This is a genomic window from Paenibacillus sp. TCA20 (genome assembly GCF_000732325.1).
In the GTDB taxonomy this organism is placed as follows: domain Bacteria; phylum Bacillota; class Bacilli; order Paenibacillales; family Paenibacillaceae; genus Paenibacillus; species Paenibacillus urinalis.
The window spans coordinates 209,379-232,755 of record NZ_BBIW01000006.1 but is presented as its reverse complement, the minus strand read 5'-3'; the positions used below and the strand labels follow the sequence as shown (position 1 = coordinate 232,755).

Genomic DNA, 23,377 nt, shown 5'->3' with positions numbered 1-23,377 from the left:
GGGAGGAGACATGTTGGCACAGGTAAATCGCCGCAAGCTTATAGTTCAGGCCGCAGCCCAGTCCTTTGCTCTATTTGGATATAAAGCGACGACGATGGATCAGGTAGCGAAGATTGCTAATGTGGGGAAAGGCACAATCTATACTTTTTTTACGAATAAAGAAGAGCTGTTCGATGAGATTCTGCATGACGTTATTCTGGAGATGAAGGAGCTTGCAGAAAGGGAGCTAGATTCAGAACAGACCTTTGTCACGAATTTGTATCGCATTCTTGATGCCCTGCTCGAGTTCAGGAAGCAGCATGAGCTGCTCATCAAGCTGTCTCAAGAAGTCAGAGAATTCGGTACGGCGCAGGCGAAGGCTGGTCATGAGAAGGTAGAAGCAGTTATTACGGGCTATTTGGAGAAGCAGCTGACTACTGCAATGAACAAAGGTGAAATTAAGCCATGTGATCCGAAGGTTGTCGCTTTTATTATGTTCAAGCTGTATATTGCGCTAACCTCCGATTGGAATCGGATCAATGAACCGCTAAGCAAGGAAGAGATCAAGCAATATCTTCAGCTATTTCTTGTAAACGGCCTGTCGCAGGAAGCGGTAGGATAGCTCAGCAGTCAGGGCCGGTATTCACGCAGCAGGAAGTGGAAGCCGGCTTATTTATATTAAGTTTATAAAGACCAAACATCTCTGATATAGAAATGTTTATTTTTTTCGAATGAAATGACCGAATGAGGATTATGGTCAAATCGTATAATAGAGAAGGAGTAAGGGGAAATGAAATCATTATCTGTTTTTTCTAAAGATGTACTCAGAGCAGTCAAGAATCCCAAAATACTGATTCCCATCATTGCGGTAATTTGTATTCCGATTCTGTACACAGGGATCTACTTGACTGCCTTCTGGGATCCGTACAATCATTTGGAGCGGCTGCCCATTGCGGTGGTGAATGAGGATAAGGGAGCCGACTTTGAAGGCGAGAGTCTTACGATCGGTCAGGATTTAATGGAGGAGCTGAAGGAGGACCCCGAGTTCGACTGGCAGTTCGTCAATAATGAGGAAGCTCAGGAGGGCATAGATAACAATAAGTATTACATGAAGATTACGATTCCTGAGGATTTCTCGTCCCGGGCGACAACACTGCTTGATGACAAGCCAAGTCCGGCCGAACTGATCTATGAACCGAACGGAAGTTATAACTTTGTCGGGGCTCAGATCGGAAATACGGCGATCAAGGAGATCAGCAAGCAGGTATCTTCTGCTGTAACCGAGTCCTATACAGAAACGCTGCTGGATAAGTTCTCTGAAGCATCCGATGGATTTGGTGAAGCAGGGGATGGAGCAAAGGATATTAACGAAGGAGCTGTTAAGCTCGATGACGGTGCTGTGACCCTCCAGGATAATCTGAAGAAGCTGTCGGAGGGGACCTTGGAGCTGCAGCAAGGAATGGATCCTCTGGCAGACGGGGTGAAGACATTAAATGACGGAACGGGACAGCTTCATACAGGAGCTAATGAGCTGTCGACCGGTTTGAACCAGCTCGTCACGGCTGAAGGTCAGCTGGAAGAAGGCTCAGGCAAATTACAGAGCGGCGCTGTGGAACTGAAGGATGGCATTACTTCTTCACGAGATGGCGCAGCGGCGCTGAGTGAAGGTCTTGCTTCTGCGGAGCAGGGAGCCAGTGCACTAAACGAAGGCTTGCAGGGCGCGAAGCAGGGAAGTGCGCAGCTAAGCAGCGGACTCTCCGCTGCGGAGGAAGCAAGCGGCCAGCTGGCAGCGGGGGCAGAGACACTTGCGGCAGGACTTCAGCAATTGGCCGAGTCGAACCCCGAGCTTGCCGCGAGTCCGGAAGTGCAGAAGCTCCTTGCTGCTAGCCAGTCACTGGCCGAAGGAGCGGGACAGCTTCATGCGGCAGATCAGCAGCTGCTCAGCGGAGCGCAGGCCTTGAACCAAGGGAATGAGAAGCTTGCAGCAGGTGCACAGCAGCTTCTCTCGGGGCACAAGGAGCTTGCATCTGGAGCCTCTGCCTTGGCAGCCGGCCAAGAGCAGCTGCTTGCGGGTGCAGATACGCTGGCACAAGGTCAAGGAGAGCTGAATTCCAACCTGGCATTGTTTGGTGAGAAGCTGTCTGAAGCCGCAAGCGGCGGAGAAACTCTGCGTGCGGGAGCATCAGAGCTCTATACCGGAACCGGCACGCTGCTTAGCAGCATTGGTGAATTGACAGGGGGCGTGACAACGCTGGCAGATGGCTCGGCTCAGCTGACGGATGGTGCCGGCAAGCTTCACAATGGGCTGAGTGAAATTAAGGATGGCTCGAGCGAGCTGTCAACCCAATTGAAGGATGCAGCGTCAGATACCTCTGAGCTGCAACAGACGGATGAAGTGATCAGCATGTTTGCTGAGCCTGTCCAAACGATCGAGGATGAGACCCGAAGTGTAGCTAATTACGGCACAGGCCTCACGCCGTATTTTATGTCCATCGGTTTGTTTGTCGGGGCACTGATTACGACCATTATTATGAACATGCGAGAAACAAGTGTACCGGATGCGGGCCCGTGGAGCCGGTTTGTAAGCCGCTTCCTTGCCTTTGGGGGAATGAGCGTGCTGCAGGCAGTGATCCTGGCAACCTTCATGCTGTATGGCTTGAAGCTCGAAGTCGCGAGTATACCGCTGTTCTACGTATTCTCGATTATCGTTGGCTTTACTTCCATGATGATTGTTCAGGCGCTCGTAACCTGGCTTGATCTAGTGGGCCGCTATCTTGTCATCGTACTGCTCGTATTCCAGCTGGCAACTAGCGGCGGAACGTTCCCGCTCGAGCTGCTGCCGGAATGGATGAAGCCGATCAGCTCCCTGCTGCCGATGTATCACAGTGTGATCGGGTACAAAGCTGTCATTATGAGCGGCAACTTCAATCTTATGTGGGATAAGGCGGCGACACTCGGAATATATGCCGGTATCTCTCTGCTGCTGACACTGATCTATTTCCTGTGGAGCGGACGCCGAAGAAAACAGGGCTCCGTTACAGAGGATGCACAGCATACCAGCGGAGATGTTGTGACTGTCTAGCTCTAACTATAAGCATGATTCACAAGCGAAGCTGTGTCCTAGTTAACATAGGATGCAGCTTTGTTTTATTGTTATTGAAATTATACCAGGGTCCTTTAGTTACATATGAATCTATGATTGATAGAACTAGTCCTAAATGGTAGGGCTTACATAGAGGGATTGTACAAATTTTTAGATAAATGCTCCATTCAAATGTGACAGGCGAGAGCAAATAATAAAGAACAATAAAAAACATGAAGGGACAATAGGAGTCCTGAACTGCACTCGGATATGAATAAATATCCAAAAAAATGTTGGTAATAAACGTCGATGCACTAAAGCTGTAATGCAAAAAGATAAATTATCAAACCTATAGAAATTTTGAATTGCGCTGATGTAAGGTCGATGTTAAAATGATAGAACTATACTTATAAACGGTTTTACCCTGTGTTTTATTTATGCAAAATCAGCTGGCAGCGGGAGCCTGAGCGGATCTTAAACAAGTTTGTTACGGCGCTGTCATCCAAATGTTGCTTGTCCCCTCGTTGGTCACTTTTGTCACGGATGTTCACCAAATTTTTCGTAATAGAAAGGTTGCGTTCCATGAGACAGACTGGATTACCTCCTAAACAGGGTCTATACGACCCTCAGTTCGAAAAAGACGCTTGCGGTATGGGCTTTGTAGCTAACATCAAAGGCGTACCTTCCCATGATATTGTTAGTCAATCCCTGACGATGCTGAGCAATATGGAGCATCGTGGCGGCCAGGGAAGTGAGCCGAATTCGGGTGACGGAGCCGGAATTTTGATTCAGCTTCCCCACCGTTTTTTTGCAGAAGAGGCTGTACGCCTTGGCTTTGCCCTTCCTGAAGCGGGTCATTACGGAGTAGGGATGATCTTCACTTCCAATGATGAAGAGGTTCGCAGTTCGCACCTTGCGATTCTGAAACAGATCGTTCAAGAGGAAGGACAAGAGTTCCTTGGAATTCGTGAGGTTCCGACGTATGACGAGATGCTGGGTGAATCGGCTCTGGCTGCGAAGCCTTATGTATGTCAGGCATTTATCGGCCGTGCTGAAGGGATCCAGAATGAGCTTGATTTTGAACGGAAGCTGTATGTAATTCGCCGCCGGGCAGAGCAGGCGATCCGCTACTCGGATCAGGTGAAGGATGCGAACGCCTTCTATATCCCGAGTATGTCCTGCCGCAAGATTGTTTACAAAGGCATGCTGACAACAGAACAGGTAGGACAGTTCTATCTTGATCTGAAGGATGAGCGTGTTGAATCTGCGATGGCGCTTCTGCATTCCCGTTTCAGTACGAATACGTTTCCGAGCTGGGAAAGAGCGCATCCATACCGCTTCATGATTCACAACGGTGAGATTAACACCATGCGTGGTAACGTGAACTGGATGCATGCACGTCAGTCGCTGTTTGAGAGTGAAGTGTTCGGGGATGATCTGTCCAAAGTGAGACCTGTCATTAATGCGGACGGTTCTGATACGGCGATGTTCGATAATACACTGGAATTTCTGTATTTGAGCGGACGCTCCCTGCCTCATGTAGCCATGATGATGGTTCCTGAGCCTTGGAGCAATGATGAAGGAATGGATGCAGAGAAGAAGGCATTCTACGAATACCACAGCACACTTATGGAGCCATGGGATGGACCTGCTGCTATGGCCTTTACAGACGGTGTGCAGATCGGTGCTATTCTGGACCGGAACGGACTTCGTCCTGCGCGTTACTATGTAACGAAGGATGATCGTATCGTTCTTTCCTCAGAAGTAGGTGTTCTGGATATTGCACCTGAAGATATTTTGTACAAGGACAGACTGCGTCCAGGACGCATGCTGCTTGTGGATACCAAGGAAGGACGCATTATTTCTGACAGCGAAGTGAAGGCACAGATTGCTTCCGAAGAGCCGTACCAAGAATGGCTCGACGAGCATTTGGTAGATCTGCACGAGCTTCCTGATGCTCCAGAGCTTCCGGAGCCGAAGCATGATAACGTGAACCAGCTTCAGCTGGCATTCGGTTACACCTTCGAGGAGCTGCGCAAGATCATTGAGCCGATGGCATCGACAGGCATGGAAGCGACAGGCTCCATGGGTTATGATGCACCGCTTGCGATTTTGTCAGATCGTCCTCAACGACTTTATAACTATTTTAAACAAATGTTTGCCCAAGTAACCAACCCGCCGATTGATGCGATTCGTGAAGAGATCGTAACCTCGACGCTGACGACGATCGGATCCGAGCGCAACCTGCTCATTCCAGAACCGGAGAGTGCGAGACAGATTCGTCTGGCGACTCCGATCTTGTCCAATGAGGAATTTGCGAAGATCCGTCATATCCGCAGACCAGGCTTCCGTTCCATGACCATTCCGATCTTCTTCCCGGCCAAAGAGGGAGCCGAAGGTCTGAAGAATGCAATGGAGGTTCTGTTCGAAGCAGCGGACCGGGTCATTGAGAAAGGGCATAATATACTCATTCTGTCTGACCGCGGTATGGATGCGGAGAATGCAGCCATTCCAGCATTGCTGGCCGTATCGGGTCTGCATCACCATCTGATTCGTCAAGGGACACGGACCAAAGTCAGCATCCTGCTTGAATCCGGTGAGCCTCGTGAGGTGCACCATTATGCAGTCCTTCTCGGCTACGGCGTAAGTGCAGTGAACCCTTACCTCGCATTCGAGACATTGGATGATATGATTCAGCAAGGCATGCTGCGCGGCATCTCTCATGACAAAGCCGTGAAGAATTATATCAAAGCAGCTACCAAAGGGGTCGTTAAGATTCTGTCGAAGATGGGGATCTCGACCATTCAATCTTACCGCGGAGCTCAGATTTTTGAGGCTGTCGGTTTGAATAGTGACTTTGTAGACCGCTACTTTACCTGGACACCTTCTCGTATCGGCGGTATCGGTATCGAGGAAGTGACAGAAGAAGCACTTGTGCATCATAACCGTGCGTTTACGGACAAAGACGGTAACGATAAAGTGCTTGATTCCGGTGGTGAGTATCAATGGCGTAACGATGGAGAGGATCACCTCTTCACACCGCAGACGATTCACACACTGCAGCACGCAGTAAGAACGGGAGATTATAATCTCTACAGAAAATATGCGAAATTAGTTCAAGGCGAGAATGAGAAGAAGCTGAGCATTCGCTCCCTGCTGAAGCTGAAGCCGAATGGCGAGGCGATCCCACTGTCCGAAGTGGAATCCGCTGAGTCCATTATGCGTCGATTCAAGACAGGTGCGATGTCCTTCGGCTCCATCAGTAAAGAGGCGCATGAAGATCTGGCGATTGCGATGAACCGCATTGGCGGTAAGAGCAATACGGGTGAAGGCGGGGAAGATCCAGCCCGCTTCACGCCTGACGCGAACGGAGACTCTCGCCGCAGTGCGATTAAACAGGTTGCATCCGGACGTTTCGGTGTAACTTCGAACTATCTCGTGAATGCCGATGAGATCCAGATTAAGATGGCTCAAGGGGCTAAACCGGGTGAGGGTGGACAGCTTCCGGGACGTAAAGTATATCCCTGGGTAGCGGAAGTCCGTGGCTCGACACCAGGTGTCGGACTAATCTCTCCACCACCGCATCACGACATTTATTCGATCGAGGATCTGGCAGAGCTCATCTATGACTTGAAGAATGCCAATCCAAGAGCAGATATTAACGTTAAGCTTGTATCCGAGGCTGGTGTAGGTACAATTGCAGCCGGTGTAGCCAAAGGCCGTGCCGATGTTATTCATATCAGCGGATATGATGGCGGAACAGGTGCGTCACCTCAAGGCTCGATCAGACATGCAGGTATGCCGTGGGAGCTCGGTCTGGCAGAAACGCATCAGACGCTCATGCTGAATAATCTGCGTGATCGTGTGGTCATTGAGACCGACGGCAAGATGCTGAACGGCCGTGACCTTGTGGTCGCTGCCCTGCTTGGCGCAGAAGAATATGGCTTCTCTACAGCACCGCTTGTTGCTCTGGGCTGTATTATGATGCGTGTATGTCAGATGGATACGTGCCCAGTAGGGGTGGCTACTCAGAATCCTCAGCTTCGGAAGAATTACATGGGTGATCCGGCTCATGTCGTGAACTTCATGCGTTTTGTCGCGGAAGACACACGTGAGATTATGGCAGAGCTTGGCTTCCGTACCATTGAAGAGATGGTAGGACGCACAGACTGTCTGGATGCGGAAGTTGCAGCTGAGCATTGGAAGAAGAAAGGCATTGATCTATCGGCTCTGCTTCATGTCGCTGATGCTGCGAACTCTGCTCGAACTCGTATTCAGAAACAAAATCACGGTCTCGAAGAGACGCTGGATATGCAGAAGCTGGTTCCACTCGCTGCGCCTGCGATTGAATCCGGTAAGCTGGTTGAAGCCGTACTTCCGATTACGAACGTGAACCGTGCAGTCGGAACCATCCTAGGTAGTGAAGTGACGCGTAAATATGGCGCAGCTGGACTACCGGAGGATACGATTCAATTCAAATTTGTCGGCTCTGCAGGACAAAGCTTCGGGGCCTTTGTACCTAAGGGAATGACCCTCACCGTTGAAGGAGACTCCAACGACTACGTGGGTAAAGGTCTCTCAGGTGGTAAATTGATCGTGAAGCCTTCTCCAAGCGCAACCTTTGCTGCAGAAGATAACATTATTATCGGTAACACAGCATTGTATGGAGCGACTAGCGGTGAAGCGTACATTAACGGAATCGCCGGTGAACGGTTTGCAGTCCGTAACTCAGGAGCGCGTGTGGTTGTAGAAGGCGTGGGTGACCATGGCTGTGAATACATGACCGGCGGACGTGTTGTCATCCTGGGCGGAACAGGCCGCAACTTCGGAGCAGGTATGTCTGGAGGGATTGCATACGTATACGATCCAGAAGGCACAATCCTGTCACGTGTGAACCTTGAGATGGTACTGCTTGAGCGTGTAGAGGACTCGGCTGAGGAAGAGGATCTGCGTGGTATGATCAGCCGCCACGTTCAGTACACGGGCAGCAGCCGTGGTGAGCAGATTCTTGCCAACTGGCAGCAGGAAGTCGGCAGCTTCGTACGTATCATTCCTAAGGACTTCAAGCGTATGCTTGAACAGATCGAGAAGGTACAGGCAGAAGGACTTACAGGTGATGCAGCATTGCTTGCCGCATTTGAAGCCAATATGCGAGAACTGGCCCGTTCTGGTCAGTAATTGAACTTATAACTAGAACAGGACTTTGTAGCAGGACCTTCACTTAAGAAGGACGCTATAAAGTCCTGTTTTTTATTCGACAAAATTAGAACCTCAAAAACCTGACATTCCGCCATGAGACGACAACATTACTAGGAAATATTTCGTATAATAGGTCTAGTTAATTTAACATACATATAAAAAGGTATAGGAGAGGTTGTCCGGTATGAACATGGATTATCCAAGCAGGAGCGATGATCAGCCGATGAACCAGAACAACCCGAGGAAACCGCTTGATATCGTGGATGTTTTGAAGCAATGCGGCATCGATCCGAAGAAATGGCAATCTCTTGTTCCCCCTCAGGATAGATAAGATCGTTATAAGGGAAGAGATGAGCGTGATCACAATAAGAGCTGTGATATATATTCCTTAAGTATGAAGTTCATGTCGCAGCTTGCAATGTTGGTGTTTGCTGGGTGGATAACTTACCTCTGTAAAACTGGCATAAGAGATATATTGAACATAAAAAAAGGTCCCTCACAACGAGGGACTACAGTCAGAATTCTACAATGATGATTATAGATATAGGACTAAATGATCAGGTTGCGAGAACGAAGATCAGGAGTCCATATTACGTTCCATTCGTACGAAGGCGATGAATCTCCGTGCTTCTTCCTCTGACAACGGCTTGCCGTCAATCATCAGCTCGAATTTATTCAGTACCTCCCGATCGGAGAGCTCCAGTGCGTCGACAAATCCTCTCACATCGTCATCCAGCACCATCTCCGGTTGACTCGTTCTTCCAAGCAAATAATCGACAGATACATTGAAGGTATCAGCGAGCTTGGTGAGGGTCTCAAAGTCCGGCTTGCGCCTTCCCTTCTCATAGTGAGACAGTGAAGCTCTCGTAATCTCAAGCACATTGGAGAGCTCCTCTTGAGTCATGCCCCTTTTTTCTCTTAATTCTGCAATGCGGTGTCCGTAATCCATCTATTTTTATTCCTCCTGGTTACTAAATGAACGTTTACCGAATCTAGCTGTCTTTGTCATATAAGATACGATGTGTCCAAAAATCTATTGACACGATACGATTTGTATCGTAAATTGGATACATCAAGGTTACAAATTGTATCATTTTATCGCACATTTCTAGCCTTGACCCCGATTCATTCATTCATACCTGGGATCGCCAATATGTAAGGGATGGAAATCTATGAAACAGGTCAGTAGTCAGGGTATTAACGCAAGTATGTATATTCACAAGTATGAAGAGCAAGTCATTAACAGCAGGAGCCGTCCCATTGTTATTCTTGGGTTGAATCAGAAGTCCATTCACTTCTTGAGCGATCTCATCATTCCTCCTGTACCTGAGCTTCTCGTTGGGCTAGAACTGGAAGGTCAGAAGAACAATGTCATTCATCTCGATTGTACATTGCAGTGGAAGCAGGAGTTAGGAAGTTTCACCCTATATTATGCAAAGTTACATATTCATGAAGAACACAGACTATATATATATGGTCAGTTGAATCAGATGATTTATCAGCTGCAGTATCCGGTACATTCCTATTTCCAGAAGCAGCTGGAAGCTTGGACCGTAATCGAAGACATACCATATCCGTATTCACGGATTAATACTCAGGCTTAGCCTGTGCTAACGCCATTTTACTATATTTATCATGTTCCTGCATTAGTTCTTTGACCCCAATATAAATGTGTAAAACATATTTTGATGAGGGGGGACATAGTATTGAGGGTGCACACGTATGATTGAAATTCATTGTCACATCTTGCCTGGTCTGGATGATGGACCAACATCCATGGTGCGTTCACTGGCTATGGCACAAGCTGCTGTTGCAGCAGGGATCACTAAGATTATTGCTACCCCGCATCACTTGAATGTGAGTCACGATAATCCGAGTCATCAAGTGGAAGAAGCCGTACAGTTGTTTAACTTGGAACTCAGGGAACATAACATCCCGTTACAAGTTCGCTCGGGTCAGGAGATTCGAATTCACCCCAGACTTATCGATCTGTTGAATAATGAGGAGCTTCTTACCTTGGCTTCAAGTAAATATATGCTGCTGGAGCTGCCGAGCCGAGAGGTGCCTTCGTTCTTTCCCAATCTGCTTCACGAACTGAAGGTCCGCAATATCATCCCGATCATTGCACATCCAGAGCGTAACGCTGTCTTGCTGCGAGAGCCTGAATTACTCTTGCAATATATGAGTCAAGGTGCACTATGTCAGATCACCGCTCAATCGTTCCTAGGGCTTTTCGGTCGAAAAGTTCAGAAATGGTGTTTTCATTTTTGCAAACAAAATGGGTTTCATTTCATTTCATCAGACGCACATGATACAGAACGTCGCAGTTTCGCGCTCCAGGCTGCCTATGAACGACTAGAATCACGGTTTGGGCTCGAAATGGTAGAGCAGCTCCAAACCAATGCGCGAAGAGTATGGGATAACAGGTTGGTAGAGCTTGCAGAACCAGTGAGTACACGGCGCCGCATACTTCCATGGTAAGACTTTCGCGCGCTACATGAATGAAGGAGGAATAGAAGTGGAACTCAAGGAGTACATGAATATTATTCGAAAAAGGGTTTGGCTTATTGCAATTATTGTGATCGTGGCATGTATTGGTGCAGGAGTTAAGACCTATATGACGACCCCTCAATATCCAGCCGAAGCCAAGATTATAGTTAACCAGACCTATGACAGACAAGGAACGGCAATGCTTGACTATACGCTGATCCAAACGAATGTCATGCTGATTAATTCTTATACGGAGATTATTAAATCCTCTGCCATTTTAGATAAAGTACTGGAGGCTTACCCTGATCTTGGTTTTACAACGGAAGAATTAGCTTCCATGATTACCGTGTCTGCTGCGAACGAATCACAGATTATGAATTTGGCAGTGACAGCGACTTCCTATGAGAAGGCCGCCAAGACCGTAAACGCCGTCGCCAGAATATTCGAGCGTGAGATTCCTACCATCATGCAGGTGGATAATGTCACAATCCTGAACCAAGCACCGCTCGAGGCAAATGTCCCTCCTGTGAATATTAATTTGATGATGAGCATATTAATCAGTTTTGTTGTTGGTTTGATGCTGTCCGTTGGTCTCGTATTCCTGCTTGAATATTTGGATGATACCTTCAAGACGGAAGCGGAGCTTGAGAGAGAGCTGGGATTGCCAGTTGTCGCCGTCATCGCAAGAATCAAGAAGGACGATGTCAAGTCATCACATCATACATCTATATCACAAGGGCAGGTAGGTGAGGCGAACTATGCCACGGTCAACCAGTAATCAGCATAATCTAGTAACTGCAGTCAATCCGAAGGCGCCAATATCGGAAGCCTATAGAACACTGCGGACAAATATCCAGTTCTCAGCAATTGATGATCAGATCAAGGTCCTTATGGTGGCTTCCGCTCAATCGGGAGAAGGGAAGACGACAACCGTTAGTAACCTGGCCGTGACCTATGCACAGGAAGGCAAGAAGGTGCTGCTGATCGATACGGATCTAAGAAAGCCTTCCTTGCATCAAGTGTTCACAGTCTCGAATCATGCCGGACTATCCAGTGCGATTGCAGCGCAGTATCCGGTTCAAGAAGTGCTGCAAAAGACCGCTGTTCATAATCTGGACGTCCTGCCATCAGGACCGATTCCTCCGAATCCTTCCGAGATGCTGGGGTCGAAGAAGATGACAGCTTTATTAGAAGAACGAAAGGAAATGTATGACATTATATTGTTCGATACACCGCCAGTGCTTGCGGTTACGGACGCAATGATTATCAGCTCCTTGTGTGATGGTGTTGTGCTTGTCGTCAATTCAGGCAAAGTGAAGAAGGATCTCGTGAAGAAGGCGAAGGGCCATCTGGAACATGTGAATGCCCGAATTCTGGGAGTGGTGCTGAACAACTTACAGCTTAGCAAGAACCAGTCCAATTACTACTATTACTACGGCGAACGCTGATAAATTAATAGGAATGATCTCATTAAACAGGTAATGCCTGCTGTACCTCTATCACTGCAGGCACTCGGTCACACTGTGGGTCAGTGTACCTTAGACGTTCATCGTCGAGGGTGTGATGTGAGGTGGGGTTTAATGCCCTGTTATGAAATTGAAAGTAAGAATTGTATCGCTTACATTCATATTTTTACGTAAACGGTACAACTCGTGCTTTTAAGTCATTCAATATAAATAGAGAAGGATAAGGTGATGATGTATGAAAAAAGTGAGAAAGGCCATCATACCCGCTGCAGGTCTAGGTACTAGATTCTTACCTGCGACAAAGGCGATGCCGAAGGAAATGCTGCCGATTGTAGATAAACCGACCATCCAATACATCATCGAAGAGGCGATTGCATCCGGAATTGAAGATATTATTATTGTCACAGGCAAAGGGAAGAGAGCAATTGAAGATCATTTCGATAATGCCTTCGAACTAGAGCATACCTTACAGTCTAAGGGCAAGTTCGATCTGCTTGAAGAAGTTCGGAAGTCATCCAATGTGGATATCCATTACATAAGACAGAAGGAGCCAAAAGGGCTGGGTCACGCCGTCTGGTGTGCGCGTAATTTCATTGGTGATGAACCATTCGCTGTACTCCTAGGTGATGATATTGTTGAAGCCGAAGTGCCATGTACCCGGCAGCTGATTGAACAGTATGAAATGGTAGGCAGATCTATTGTAGGTGTGCAGACTGTAGCTGAAGAGCATACAGATCGTTATGGGATTGTAGACCCACTCAGCTCAGAAGGACGTTTGTGTGCAGTTAACCGGTTTGTAGAGAAGCCGAAGCTTGGCGAAGCCCCTTCTAATCTCGCGATCATGGGAAGATATATTCTGACACCTGAAATATTTGAACTATTGGGTGATCAAGAGGCAGGCACTCATGGAGAGATTCAGCTGACAGATGCAATCCAGCGGCTGAATGAAGCAGATGGCGTATATGCATATGATTTCGAAGGGACTCGTTATGATGTGGGTGAGAAGCTAGGCTTTATCCTGACGACAATTGATTTTGCCTTAAAAAATGAAGAGCTCCGTATTCCGATTCTAAACGCATTAGGGGACATACTTGAGAAGGAATCGGTTGCGAGACTGGCAATCGGTGGAGGTGAATTCGAGTGAGCTCGAATCCGCGGACGAATGATGCAGAGATTGCACTAGAGTCTGGAGTCTATGAAGCAACGCTCGAACGAACAGAAGCAAATCAAACCTACCTTATAATGAAGAGATTAACGGATATGGTCGCCTCGCTGCTAGGATTAATTGTACTATCTCCGCTGTTTCTGCTGCTCGCCGTATTGATTAAGCTGGAGGATCCGAAAGGTCCGGTATTCTTCAAGCAGCAACGTGTAGGCAAGAATGAGAGAGTCTTCTATATGTATAAATTCCGATCCATGGTTCACAATGCGGAGGAGCTGCTGGAGCAGCTCTTATCTCAGAATGAAGTGAGTGGGGCCATGTTCAAGATGAAGAATGATCCGCGTGTGACCAAGATCGGCCGTTTCATTCGCAAAACAAGTCTGGATGAGCTTCCGCAGCTATGGAATGTCGTCCGTGGTGACATGAGCCTGGTCGGTCCAAGACCACCGCTGCCAAGAGAAGTCGAGGAATATTCCTTATACGACAAGCAACGACTGCATGTAACACCGGGTTGTACAGGTCTATGGCAGGTTAGCGGCCGTAATAGTGTTGGATTTAAGGAAATGGTCGAGATGGATTTGCAGTATATCAGAAACCGTAAGTATTGGTATGACATTGGAATTATTTTGAAAACGGTGAAATTGTTGTTTGGAGCGAAGGATGCATTTTAATGTACAGGAGTGTGGAGCGCAATGCTACAACAAGATTCAAAAATTTACATTGCAGGACATCGTGGATTGGTTGGATCAGCCATTTATCGTGCATTGCAACTGAGCGGGTATACAAATCTGATTGTTAGAACGAGCAGTGAGTTAGATCTAAGAAATAAGGATGCTGTTGACGAATTCTTTAAGGAAGAACAGCCTGAATTTGTATTCCTTGCTGCAGCTAAAGTCGGAGGAATCGTTGCAAATAATGAATATCCAGGGGACTTTATTAGAGATAATCTACTGATCCAGACTAATGTTATAGACGCAGCATATAGGAATGATGTGAAGAAGCTTCTGTTCCTTGGCTCTACTTGTATCTATCCTAAATTTGCGAGTCAGCCTTTGAAGGAAGAATATCTACTTACCGGACCTCTGGAAGAAACGAATAATGCTTATGCCATAGCGAAGATTGCTGGTATTACGATGTGCCAATCTTACAATAGACAATTTGGTACCCGATTTATATCTGCGATGCCTACCAATATGTATGGTCCCAACGACAACTTTGATCTTAAGACATCTCATGTACTGCCAGCGTTAATAAGAAAATTCCATGAAGCGAAATTAAATGGGAGTCCTGCTGTAGAAGTATGGGGAACAGGCACTCCTAAACGTGAATTTCTGCATTCTGATGATTTAGCTAATGCTTGTATCTTTCTGATGAAGCATTATGAAGACGATGAAATCATTAATATCGGGGTTGGAGAAGATATATCCATCAAAGAGTTAGCCGAGATGATTCAGAAGATTGTGGGCTATGAAGGTGAAATTACATATAACACATCTGCACCAGATGGAACACCTCGTAAATTAGTGGATGTAACTAAAATAAATAACTTGGGCTGGAAAGCACAGATTTCTCTTAGAGAAGGTATTACAAAAATTTATCAAACTTATTCCAACCAAATGTTTTTAAAATTATAGTATAGATTTTAATTATGGAGGAATTAAGATGAAAAATGCACTAATAACTGGTGTGACAGGTCAAGATGGTTCTTATCTGGCTGAACTACTATTAAATAAGGGATACACAGTTTATGGACTTAGACGAAGGTCAAGTACTGCTAATTATGAAAATGTGGAGCATATTCAGGAGAAGATACATTGGATATCAGGTGATTTAACGGATCTCGCTTCTTTAATTGAAGCAGTTAAAATATCAAACCCCGATGAAGTATACAATTTAGCAGCTCAATCTTTTGTAGCTGCATCCTGGCCTCAGCCTTTGCTGACTGGTCAAATTACAGCTTTGTCTGTAACAAATATGCTAGAAGCAGTACGTATAGTGAAACCAGATGCAAAATTTTATCAAGCTTCGAGCAGTGAAATGTTTGGAAAAGTCGTAGAAACACCACAGAAGGAGACGACACCTTTTTATCCGAGAAGTCCATACGGTGTTGCGAAAGTGTATGGTCATTGGATAACAGTGAACTATCGTGAAAGCTTTAATATGTTCGCATGTTCTGGAATATTGTTTAACCATGAATCACCTCGAAGAGGACTTGAATTCGTTACAAGAAAAGTTTCTGATGGTGTCGCTAGAATTAAACTTGGTTTGCAAAATGAACTTAGGATGGGTAACCTAGATGCCCTTCGTGACTGGGGGTTTGCCGGAGATTATGTAAACGCTATGTGGCTTATGTTACAACAACAAGAACCAGATGATTATGTAATTGCATCCGGTGAAATGCATACAGTAAGAGAACTTCTTGAAGTGGCCTTTTCTTATGTTGGTTTGAATTATAAAGATTATGTTGTAGTAGATCCTGAATTTGTAAGACCAGCAGAAGTAGATCTTTTGCTTGGAGATTGTAGTAAAGCAAAAGAAAAACTTGATTGGAAATTAGAAGTGAACTTTAGACAGTTGATCGAATTAATGGTGGATGAAGATATTAAGAGGATTACTAAAAAATATGAATTAACTAAGGTGTACTAAACTTACTGTAAGAGGAGAAAAACATGAGGGTATTAGCCTTACTTTCGGACGCATTTGGTGGACACGGTGGTATATCTAAGTTTAACAGAGATTTGTTAAATGCTCTATGTAGTTTCTCTGAAACTACGGAGGTTATTGCACTACCAAGAGTGATGCCCTTTAGTAGGGGGGAGATACCTGATAATTTAACGTATCTCCCTCCTAAAAATGATAGCAAGATTATATATTTGTTATCTGTAATTAAAGAAGTGCTTAAAAGGAAAAAAATTGATTTGATAGTTTGTGGTCATATAAACATTGCTCCATTAGCAAAAGTTGTAAAATATATCACCAATGTTCCTGTTCTAATGGTTATACATGGAATAGATGCCTGGGAACCAATTGAGAACAAGTTGGTCTTAAAATCATTAAATTCTATAGATCACATTATCTCTGTAAGTCAACTTACATTAAATAGATTTAAAGAATGGTCGAATCTAATACAAGAAAACAACTATTATATTCTGCCTAATTCTTTCGAACCGGGCATATTCAAACCAGGCAACCCTAATCCGAATCTATTAAAGAAATACAACTTAGAGGGTAAAAAAGTAATCATGACTCTTGGTAGATTAGCTGGTAAAGAAAGGTACAAAGGATTTGATGAAGTTATTGAGGCAATGCCCTTTTTAATTGAGGAAAATCCAAACTTGGTGTACTTAATTGTTGGTGATGGAATAGATAAAGCTAGGCTTACTAAAAAGGTTGATGAGTTGAATTTATCTGCACATGTTGTATTTACTGGAATGGTATCGGAGGTAGAGAAAGTTGACCATTACAGACTAGCAGATGCCTTTGTACTTCCTAGTAGAGGAGAAGGATTTGGTATAGTCCTTTTAGAAGCAATGGCATGTGGAATACCTGTACTTGCGAGCAAAATAGATGGAAGCAGTGAAGCATTAATGAATGGAAAATTAGGTTATTTAGTTGATCCCAGAAATACTATTGATGTAGTGAATGGGATAAAAGACGTTATTAAAAAGGAGAAGGGTATTGTACCAGAAGAATTGGATTATTTCTCATATAAAAATTATGAAAAAAGAGTTCATAATATAATTATCGAAACTAGAGGTGTGCAGTAGGGATGAGTAAATTAGATATATTATATATAGGACATCTTAATACTGAAGTCAGGGCGTATCAAAGATATAAAGCACTCTGTGATTTAGGATTAAGGGTTACACCCTTAAGTTCTGTCCCTGCATCAAGGACTTATTATTATAAGTCTAATATAATTGACAGAATTTTATGGAAACTTTCAATTCCTAGAGATATTACTGGTGTTAATAAAGTTATTAAAAATATAGAGTACAGAAATTATCCAATAGTTTGGATTGATAAAGGCAATACAATTAAACCTTCCACTTTGAAGTTTTTGAAATATAATAATCCTAATGTAAAGATTATTAGCTTTGCAGAAGACGATATGTTTGTTAAGCATAATCGCAGTTTTTATTACAGAAAATGTTTAAAATATTATGATTATATTTTTACTACGAAGAGTTATAATGCTGACTTTAAAGAATTACCATCATTAGGAGCTAAGAATGTCATTTTCATTGGAAATGCGTTTGATCAGAACTTTCATAGACCAATTAGTTTAACCAAAGAAGATATAGATAAATATTCTACTGATGTGGGGTTTATTGGGACATATGAAAAAGACAGAGCGGACTCTATACTTTATCTTGCCAGTAAAGGCGTAAGGATAACTGTGTGGGGTAAAGGATGGGAAAAAATAGATTCACAATTTGATAATCTGAAAATAAATAATAAAGCGTTATTTGGAGAAGAATACATTAAATGTATCGGTGCTACCAAAATAAACCTAGGTTTCTTAAGAAAAATAAACAGAGATCTTCAAACTGCTCGATCAGTTGAAATCCCCGCATGCAATGCATTTATGTTAGCTGAACGTACTGAAGAACATATGAACTTATATAGAGAAGGTGTTGAAGCAGAATTTTTTAGTAGTGATGAGGAGTTATTCGAAAAAGTTATGCATTATTTAGAAAATGACGAAATAAGAAAAGAAATTAGTCTAAATGGATATAAGAGAAGTATTGATCATTATAGTCATCATAGTAGACTAAAGACTATGCTTAGTTATGTTATAGGAGAGTGAATTATGAATGTTGTTATTTCTGTAAAAGGTCGATTCCATGCATTTTATCTGGCTCATCAAATTCAGCAAAGAGGCTATTTAAATGAACTAATAACAACATATCCAAAGTTTGAAACCAAAAAATATGGAATACAAAGTAACAAAATTAAGTCCCTAATTAGCCATGAGCTTTTAGACAGAGTTTTAAGGAAATATTCAAATAAATATACTTATAATAACTGTCAGTTCTTTCTAAGAGAAATATTTGATAGGCATGCTGCTATGAAAATTAGATCGGATGCAGATATTTTTGTGGGTTGGAGTTCTAATAGTTTGCACTCCATTAGAAGAGCTAAGAAAAATGGTATCAAGACAATTGTTGAGAGAGGATCAAGTCATATTGAATTCCAGAACCAAATTTTATCTGAAGAGTATGGACTATTTGGATTAAAATACAGTGGAATTCCTAGTGAAATTATAGAAAAAGAAATTAAAGAGTATGATGAATCGGATTATATTTCTGTACCATCTACTTATGTGAAGAGAACATTTCTTGAAAAAAATATTGAAGAGAATAAGATAATTCAAATTCCATATGGAGTTAATCTTTCTAACTTTTATAAAGTGCCCAAAAATGATAATATATTTAGGGTTATATTTTGCGGGGCAATCAGTTTGAGAAAGGGAGTTCAATATTTATTAAAAGCGTTCCATGAGCTAAATCTTCCAAACAGTGAACTGATACTAATTGGTTCTGTTCAAAAAGAAATGGAAAAAATATTAGATAAATATAAAAAGAAAATATTATTTATACAGGAACATTACCAGAGAAAGAATTGTACAAATATTACTCTCAGGGTAGTGTTTTTTGTTTGCCTTCTATTGAAGAGGGTCTGGCCATGGTTCAAGTCCAAGCATTAGCCTGTGGGTTACCTCTAATATGTACGACCAATACAGGAGGAGAAGATTTAATTGATGATGGTAAGCAAGGTTTCGTGGGACCGATAAGAGATGTCGAGTTCTTAAAGAATAAAATTGTTACTCTATATGAAGATAGTGAATTGACCAGTTATATGGCAGATGAGGCTATGAGAAAAGTATCACAAGAATTTACTTGGAAAAATTATGGTGATAAAGTTATAAAATATTATATGGATATTATAGAATAATTTAAGAATGGTTGTGTTAAATTGCAATCAGAATTTTCTGGAATCATAGGTAGGATTTCCAAAGGAATAGGTGCTAATATTGTTACTCAAATTCTAAATATGTTATCTAAGTTGGCAATTGTACCTTTATTTATATACAGTTGGGGAACTCAACTATATGGTGAGTGGTTGTTAGTATCGTCGTTTGTATCATATCTTGCATTAACTGATATGGGGGCTACGAACTATGTAATAAACAAACTTACACAGAAATATGCCGAAGGAGACTTGAAAGAATATAATCATGTAGCACAAACTGGAATAAGAATTTTCTTACTTTTACCTATTATAATCTTAATGTTAGCTTTAATAATGGTGTTAGTAATTCCTTTTGAAAATATATTTAATATGCAATTAATTTCGGGGTTACAATTAGATGTTATTTTGTTACTCTTTGGATTTCAGGTTGCTGTTTCTTTATTTTCAGGATATATAATCGGAATATATAGAACAATAGGTTTATATTCACGAGGAATTATGTTATCAAACCTCAGCTTACTAACTCAATTTGTTTTAACTGTCACGATTTTAGTGTTAAAAGGAAATATATTTGCAATAATATCTTGTCAAATAATACCTATTATAATCATCATGTTCTTTGCCATTTATGACTTAAAAGACAGAATACAACTAGATTTACTCTTGATCTCAAAGAAGTCTTTTCTATTTAACAAAAATGATATTTCATTTATGGCATCGTTTTTTTATCCCAGTTTAAATTTCTTATTCATCCAAATCTCTCAAATTGTTATGCTACAAGCGCCTGTGTTGATTGTTGGGGCACTATTCGGACCCGCACAAGTAGTTGTTTTCTCTACCTTAAGGACAATTGTGAATATTGTAAGACAAGTACTAGGCATAATGATTAATTCAGCAAAGCCAGAGATAACGCGTTTAGATATACTGAATAAAGATAATGAGTTGTCTCTATTAGTGGTGAATATTATGAAGTTTTCTATAAAAATCGGTGCCTTATTTGGAATTATTTTTCATTTGTTTGGGTTTTATATTTATAGATTATGGATAAATGAAGCTACTTATGATCCTGAAGTAATGGATTTATTTATGGTTAACACTTTGATTTTAATTTATTGGTTTTCTTTTGCAGATATTCTAATGGCAATAAATAAACATAAAAAGTTATCATTTATACTATTAATCTCGTCAATGGTAAGCCTTATATTCTGTTATGGGGGCTCTTATTTTATAGGTTCATTAGAAGGAGCGGTATTAGGGTTAATCATAGCTGATCTAATTCTTCCTCTGTGGTTGGTTCCTAAATTAGTATTAAATTATAAACCTCTTCTAAATGTTAAGGATGTATTTATAAATTTTGCATTAATACTTGCATATATAATTGTGATTTCTTTGAATAATGATATTTTCGGCTATCTTATGCTCTTTATCTTATTAGTTCATCTTTATTTAGAGACAAGGAAACTCATAGTTAGTAAGAATTTTTCAAGAGAAAATTCCTTCAAACTTTAGAATGGAGTGCGATATATGATTTTTTTATATTTAGTTTTATTTACTATATTGTGTCTCTTTATTGTGAAGAGTAGATGGAGGAATTTGGGAATAGTTGAATTATATATTATCAGTATATATATTTACTTAGGAGTTTACACTGCAGTAGATGTTGTTAAAAATGGTGTAACTCCTGATTTTAATGTCAACTTTTTATTCAAAACATTTTCATATATATTGTTATCTGTTCTTCTTCTATATTTGTTTTCTCAAACAAGTATATTTAAAAATTATAAACTGTTTAAATTGGAAAATTTAATCGAAAAAATAAAAGAAATTACACTTAAGCAAAGTATATTCCTTCTAAGTGGTATAAGTTTAATAACATTGTACACCTATTTTAGGTATGGTTTGCTTGGTAGAGGAGACGTAGCATTTCTTGAAGAGAGTTTGCCTTATTATTTGAGCTCAATAAGGTATATTATTCCAACTGCATCATTCATGTTATGTGTAATTAGCTATATTAAGTTTACTACAACTTCTAATTATAAATTTATCTGGATAGTAGTTGGCTTGATTAGTTTTTCAATTGCCTTTTTATATGGAAGGCGAATAATGTTCACTATAATCTTAGTATTGGTAATACTGTATATAATTCAAAGTAAACGACTAACCAGTAGGGTTATATTTAGTCTCTTAATACTGTCTTTTTCCACAATACTTCTAAGTAATGTATTTCAAAATTATAGATATCTTATTTATGATTTTCACTCAACAAATGAAGAGAAGCCGGCGCTTAGAGATGCATTATTGAATTTTGAAACAACAACAGACAATCTAAGTGAAAGAACTGCTATGTGGAAGTTAAACTATTTAGTAGCTCAAAATCAAAATCATTCTTTTTATAATGATTACGGATTGCTTTTATTAGAAGGAACTAAAAATGCAATACCATCAGTTATTTGGGAAGGTAAAAAGGTGTCTGATCTTGATTCCATTCTTGCAACGAACCTATTGATACCTGTAACTGACTTTCCTTCAAATATTCTCGCATTTACTAATTATGATTTTAGAATGAATGGAATTTTCATTTTTGTTTTATTTATACTTCTAATATTATATTGTGCTTACTTGATATTATATTACAGCCAAAAATATTCCTTCTCTTATACGTTGATATTTTGTAACTGTCTTATTAACTTTATGAATATAGAAAATACTTACACTTCGTTTTATACAATGTTAAGGGATAATTTAATTATTCTCATAGTAACTATTACTATAGTTACTCTATTCAGTAGACAATCACAATCGCCAAAACATTCCTATAAGGGGAGATATGTTTGAAAATTTTACACCTCATAGCGAATTTAGCAACAAGATACGGAGGACCGTCCCAGGCTATATTGGGAATGACAAAGAGTCTAGTCGAATTAGGAAATGAAGTTACAATATTCACTACAAACCAAGATGGAGATAAGGAACTTGATGTCCCCCTTTATGAACCACTGGTAAAAGACGGAGTTAACATTGTTTACTTTCCTATACAAAATCCACGGTTTTTTGGAACTTCGTTACCCATGGCAAGACACTTGAAAAAAGCACTTAAAAATCATGAGTTTGATATAGTGCATATCCACTCGCTATATTTATTCCATGGAGCTGTAGCAGCATCTTATTGTAGGAGATACAACATCCCTTATATAATTCGTCCTCATGGAACTCTAGACCCTTTTTTGCAGAAACGTAATCGTGGTAGAAAGGCAATAGTTGAGATTTTATTTGAGAATAGGAACCTAAATTATGCCTCTGCCTTACATTATACTACGGAAGAAGAGAAAGTGTTGGCGCGTCCTTTCGTAGGTCATGACCGAGGATTCATTGTACCAAATGGACTATATTTAGAAGATTATCTTATTACTGTGAATAAGGGTGAATTTAGAAATAAGCATCCTCAAACCGCAAATAAAAAAATTATTTTATTCTTCAGCAGACTGAATTTCAAGAAAGGACTAGATATTCTAATAGAAGCTTATAGTGAACTTTTGTTAGAACGAGAAGACATTCATTTAGTAATAACTGGTCCTGATAATGATGGTTATGGAGATAAGGTGAGACAATGGATTGAGGAGAAGAAAATAGAGTCTCATGTGACATTCACAGGAATGCTTACTGGATTAGAAAAACATCAGGTTTTAAGAGATGCTGATGTATTTGTATTGCCTAGTTACTCAGAGAATTTCGGAATATCTGTTATTGAGGCTATGATATCCGGATTGCCAGTTATCATTTCGAACAAAGTCAATATCTATAGGGAATTGCTTGATCATGAAGCTGGTGAAGTTGTTAATTGTGATCCTATAGAAGTTAGAAGTAGTATATCTAGAATAATAGACGATAATGAATATGCTTTGAAGTTGAGTAGGAATGGATACGAATTTGTCTCAAGTAATTATGACTGGAATAAAGTTGGACTAAAATTATATAAGAATTATGAGCTAATTTTATCAACATCACATGCAGTTAAATGAAAGT

Annotated in this window: 20 protein-coding genes; 19 read left to right on the top strand and 1 reads right to left on the bottom strand. The window is 41.5% G+C overall.

The window, feature by feature from the left end; translation table 11 throughout:
- Positions 1 to 13: 13 nt before the first annotated feature.
- The 4 genes from TCA2_RS13970 to TCA2_RS27190 all read left to right on the top strand — a co-directional run bounded on the left by TCA2_RS13970 (position 14) and on the right by TCA2_RS27190 (position 8,591).
- Entirely contained in the window at positions 14 to 601 is a 588-nt protein-coding gene (locus TCA2_RS13970) for a TetR/AcrR family transcriptional regulator (RefSeq protein ID WP_193746045.1), read from the top strand.
- 168 nt (positions 602 to 769) lie between these two features.
- Positions 770 to 3,061 (top strand): YhgE/Pip domain-containing protein, encoded by a 2,292-nt coding sequence (locus tag TCA2_RS13965; RefSeq protein WP_047912208.1) that lies wholly within the window; start codon positions 770 to 772, stop codon positions 3,059 to 3,061.
- A 582-nt stretch (positions 3,062 to 3,643) separates the two neighbouring features.
- Positions 3,644 to 8,239: a glutamate synthase large subunit gene (gene gltB / locus TCA2_RS13960; RefSeq protein ID WP_047912207.1), complete on the top strand. Its 4,596-nt coding sequence runs from the start codon at positions 3,644 to 3,646 to the stop codon at positions 8,237 to 8,239.
- A gap of 205 nt (positions 8,240 to 8,444) precedes the next feature.
- The gene (locus tag TCA2_RS27190) at positions 8,445 to 8,591 is read left to right on the top strand and encodes a hypothetical protein (protein ID WP_193746044.1); all 147 of its coding nucleotides are present in this window, start codon (positions 8,445 to 8,447) and stop codon (positions 8,589 to 8,591) included.
- Positions 8,592 to 8,837: 246 nt separating this feature from the next.
- Here TCA2_RS27190 and TCA2_RS13955 read toward each other — a convergent pair whose 3' ends face one another.
- Positions 8,838 to 9,209 carry a helix-turn-helix domain-containing protein gene (locus TCA2_RS13955; RefSeq protein WP_047912206.1) on the bottom strand — a complete coding sequence of 124 codons (372 nt, stop codon included), beginning with the start codon at positions 9,207 to 9,209 and terminating at the stop codon, positions 8,838 to 8,840.
- 223 nt (positions 9,210 to 9,432) lie between these two features.
- Here TCA2_RS13955 and TCA2_RS13950 point away from each other — a divergent pair, with 223 nt between their 5' ends.
- The 15 genes from TCA2_RS13950 to TCA2_RS13885 all read left to right on the top strand — a co-directional run bounded on the left by TCA2_RS13950 (position 9,433) and on the right by TCA2_RS13885 (position 23,373).
- Positions 9,433 to 9,864, top strand: a complete 432-nt coding sequence (locus TCA2_RS13950) for a hypothetical protein (protein WP_047912205.1) — start codon at positions 9,433 to 9,435, stop codon at positions 9,862 to 9,864.
- A gap of 118 nt (positions 9,865 to 9,982) precedes the next feature.
- Positions 9,983 to 10,741 (top strand): tyrosine-protein phosphatase, encoded by a 759-nt coding sequence (locus TCA2_RS13945; protein ID WP_047912204.1) that lies wholly within the window; start codon positions 9,983 to 9,985, stop codon positions 10,739 to 10,741.
- Between the two features lie 37 nt (positions 10,742 to 10,778).
- Positions 10,779 to 11,528, top strand: coding sequence for a YveK family protein (locus TCA2_RS13940; protein WP_052511998.1), 750 nt, complete (start codon positions 10,779 to 10,781; stop codon positions 11,526 to 11,528).
- Positions 11,509 to 12,198, top strand: a complete 690-nt coding sequence (locus tag TCA2_RS13935; RefSeq protein ID WP_047912203.1) for a CpsD/CapB family tyrosine-protein kinase — start codon at positions 11,509 to 11,511, stop codon at positions 12,196 to 12,198. Before TCA2_RS13940 ends, TCA2_RS13935 begins: the two co-directional genes overlap by 20 nt.
- Before the next feature lie 253 nt (positions 12,199 to 12,451).
- Complete coding sequence (gene galU, locus TCA2_RS13930; RefSeq protein WP_047912202.1) at positions 12,452 to 13,360, top strand: UTP--glucose-1-phosphate uridylyltransferase GalU; 909 nt, start codon at positions 12,452 to 12,454, stop codon at positions 13,358 to 13,360.
- A gap of 29 nt (positions 13,361 to 13,389) precedes the next feature.
- Positions 13,390 to 14,049, top strand: coding sequence for a sugar transferase (locus TCA2_RS13925; RefSeq protein WP_047912313.1), 660 nt, complete (start codon positions 13,390 to 13,392; stop codon positions 14,047 to 14,049).
- A gap of 21 nt (positions 14,050 to 14,070) precedes the next feature.
- Positions 14,071 to 15,012, top strand: a complete 942-nt coding sequence (locus TCA2_RS13920; protein WP_047912201.1) for a GDP-L-fucose synthase — start codon at positions 14,071 to 14,073, stop codon at positions 15,010 to 15,012.
- A 28-nt stretch (positions 15,013 to 15,040) separates the two neighbouring features.
- On the top strand, positions 15,041 to 16,024 hold the full coding sequence (gmd, locus tag TCA2_RS13915) for a GDP-mannose 4,6-dehydratase (protein WP_047912200.1): 984 nt from the start codon (positions 15,041 to 15,043) through the stop codon (positions 16,022 to 16,024).
- 23 nt (positions 16,025 to 16,047) lie between these two features.
- The gene (locus tag TCA2_RS13910; protein ID WP_047912199.1) at positions 16,048 to 17,145 is read left to right on the top strand and encodes a glycosyltransferase; all 1,098 of its coding nucleotides are present in this window, start codon (positions 16,048 to 16,050) and stop codon (positions 17,143 to 17,145) included.
- Positions 17,146 to 17,147: 2 nt separating this feature from the next.
- Positions 17,148 to 18,188 carry a glycosyltransferase gene (locus tag TCA2_RS13905; RefSeq protein ID WP_047912198.1) on the top strand — a complete coding sequence of 347 codons (1,041 nt, stop codon included), beginning with the start codon at positions 17,148 to 17,150 and terminating at the stop codon, positions 18,186 to 18,188.
- Positions 18,189 to 18,191: 3 nt separating this feature from the next.
- Entirely contained in the window at positions 18,192 to 19,088 is an 897-nt protein-coding gene (locus tag TCA2_RS13900; RefSeq protein WP_202964137.1) for a hypothetical protein, read from the top strand.
- Positions 19,004 to 19,336, top strand: coding sequence for a glycosyltransferase (locus TCA2_RS27385; protein ID WP_202964136.1), 333 nt, complete (start codon positions 19,004 to 19,006; stop codon positions 19,334 to 19,336). The genes TCA2_RS13900 and TCA2_RS27385 overlap by 85 nt, the downstream gene beginning before the upstream one ends.
- Positions 19,337 to 19,357: 21 nt before the next feature.
- Positions 19,358 to 20,863 (top strand): lipopolysaccharide biosynthesis protein, encoded by a 1,506-nt coding sequence (locus TCA2_RS13895; protein ID WP_047912197.1) that lies wholly within the window; start codon positions 19,358 to 19,360, stop codon positions 20,861 to 20,863.
- Between the two features lie 84 nt (positions 20,864 to 20,947).
- Complete coding sequence (locus TCA2_RS13890; RefSeq protein ID WP_152557747.1) at positions 20,948 to 22,189, top strand: hypothetical protein; 1,242 nt, start codon at positions 20,948 to 20,950, stop codon at positions 22,187 to 22,189.
- The gene (locus TCA2_RS13885; protein WP_047912195.1) at positions 22,186 to 23,373 is read left to right on the top strand and encodes a glycosyltransferase; all 1,188 of its coding nucleotides are present in this window, start codon (positions 22,186 to 22,188) and stop codon (positions 23,371 to 23,373) included. Before TCA2_RS13890 ends, TCA2_RS13885 begins: the two co-directional genes overlap by 4 nt.
- Positions 23,374 to 23,377: the final 4 nt, after the last annotated feature.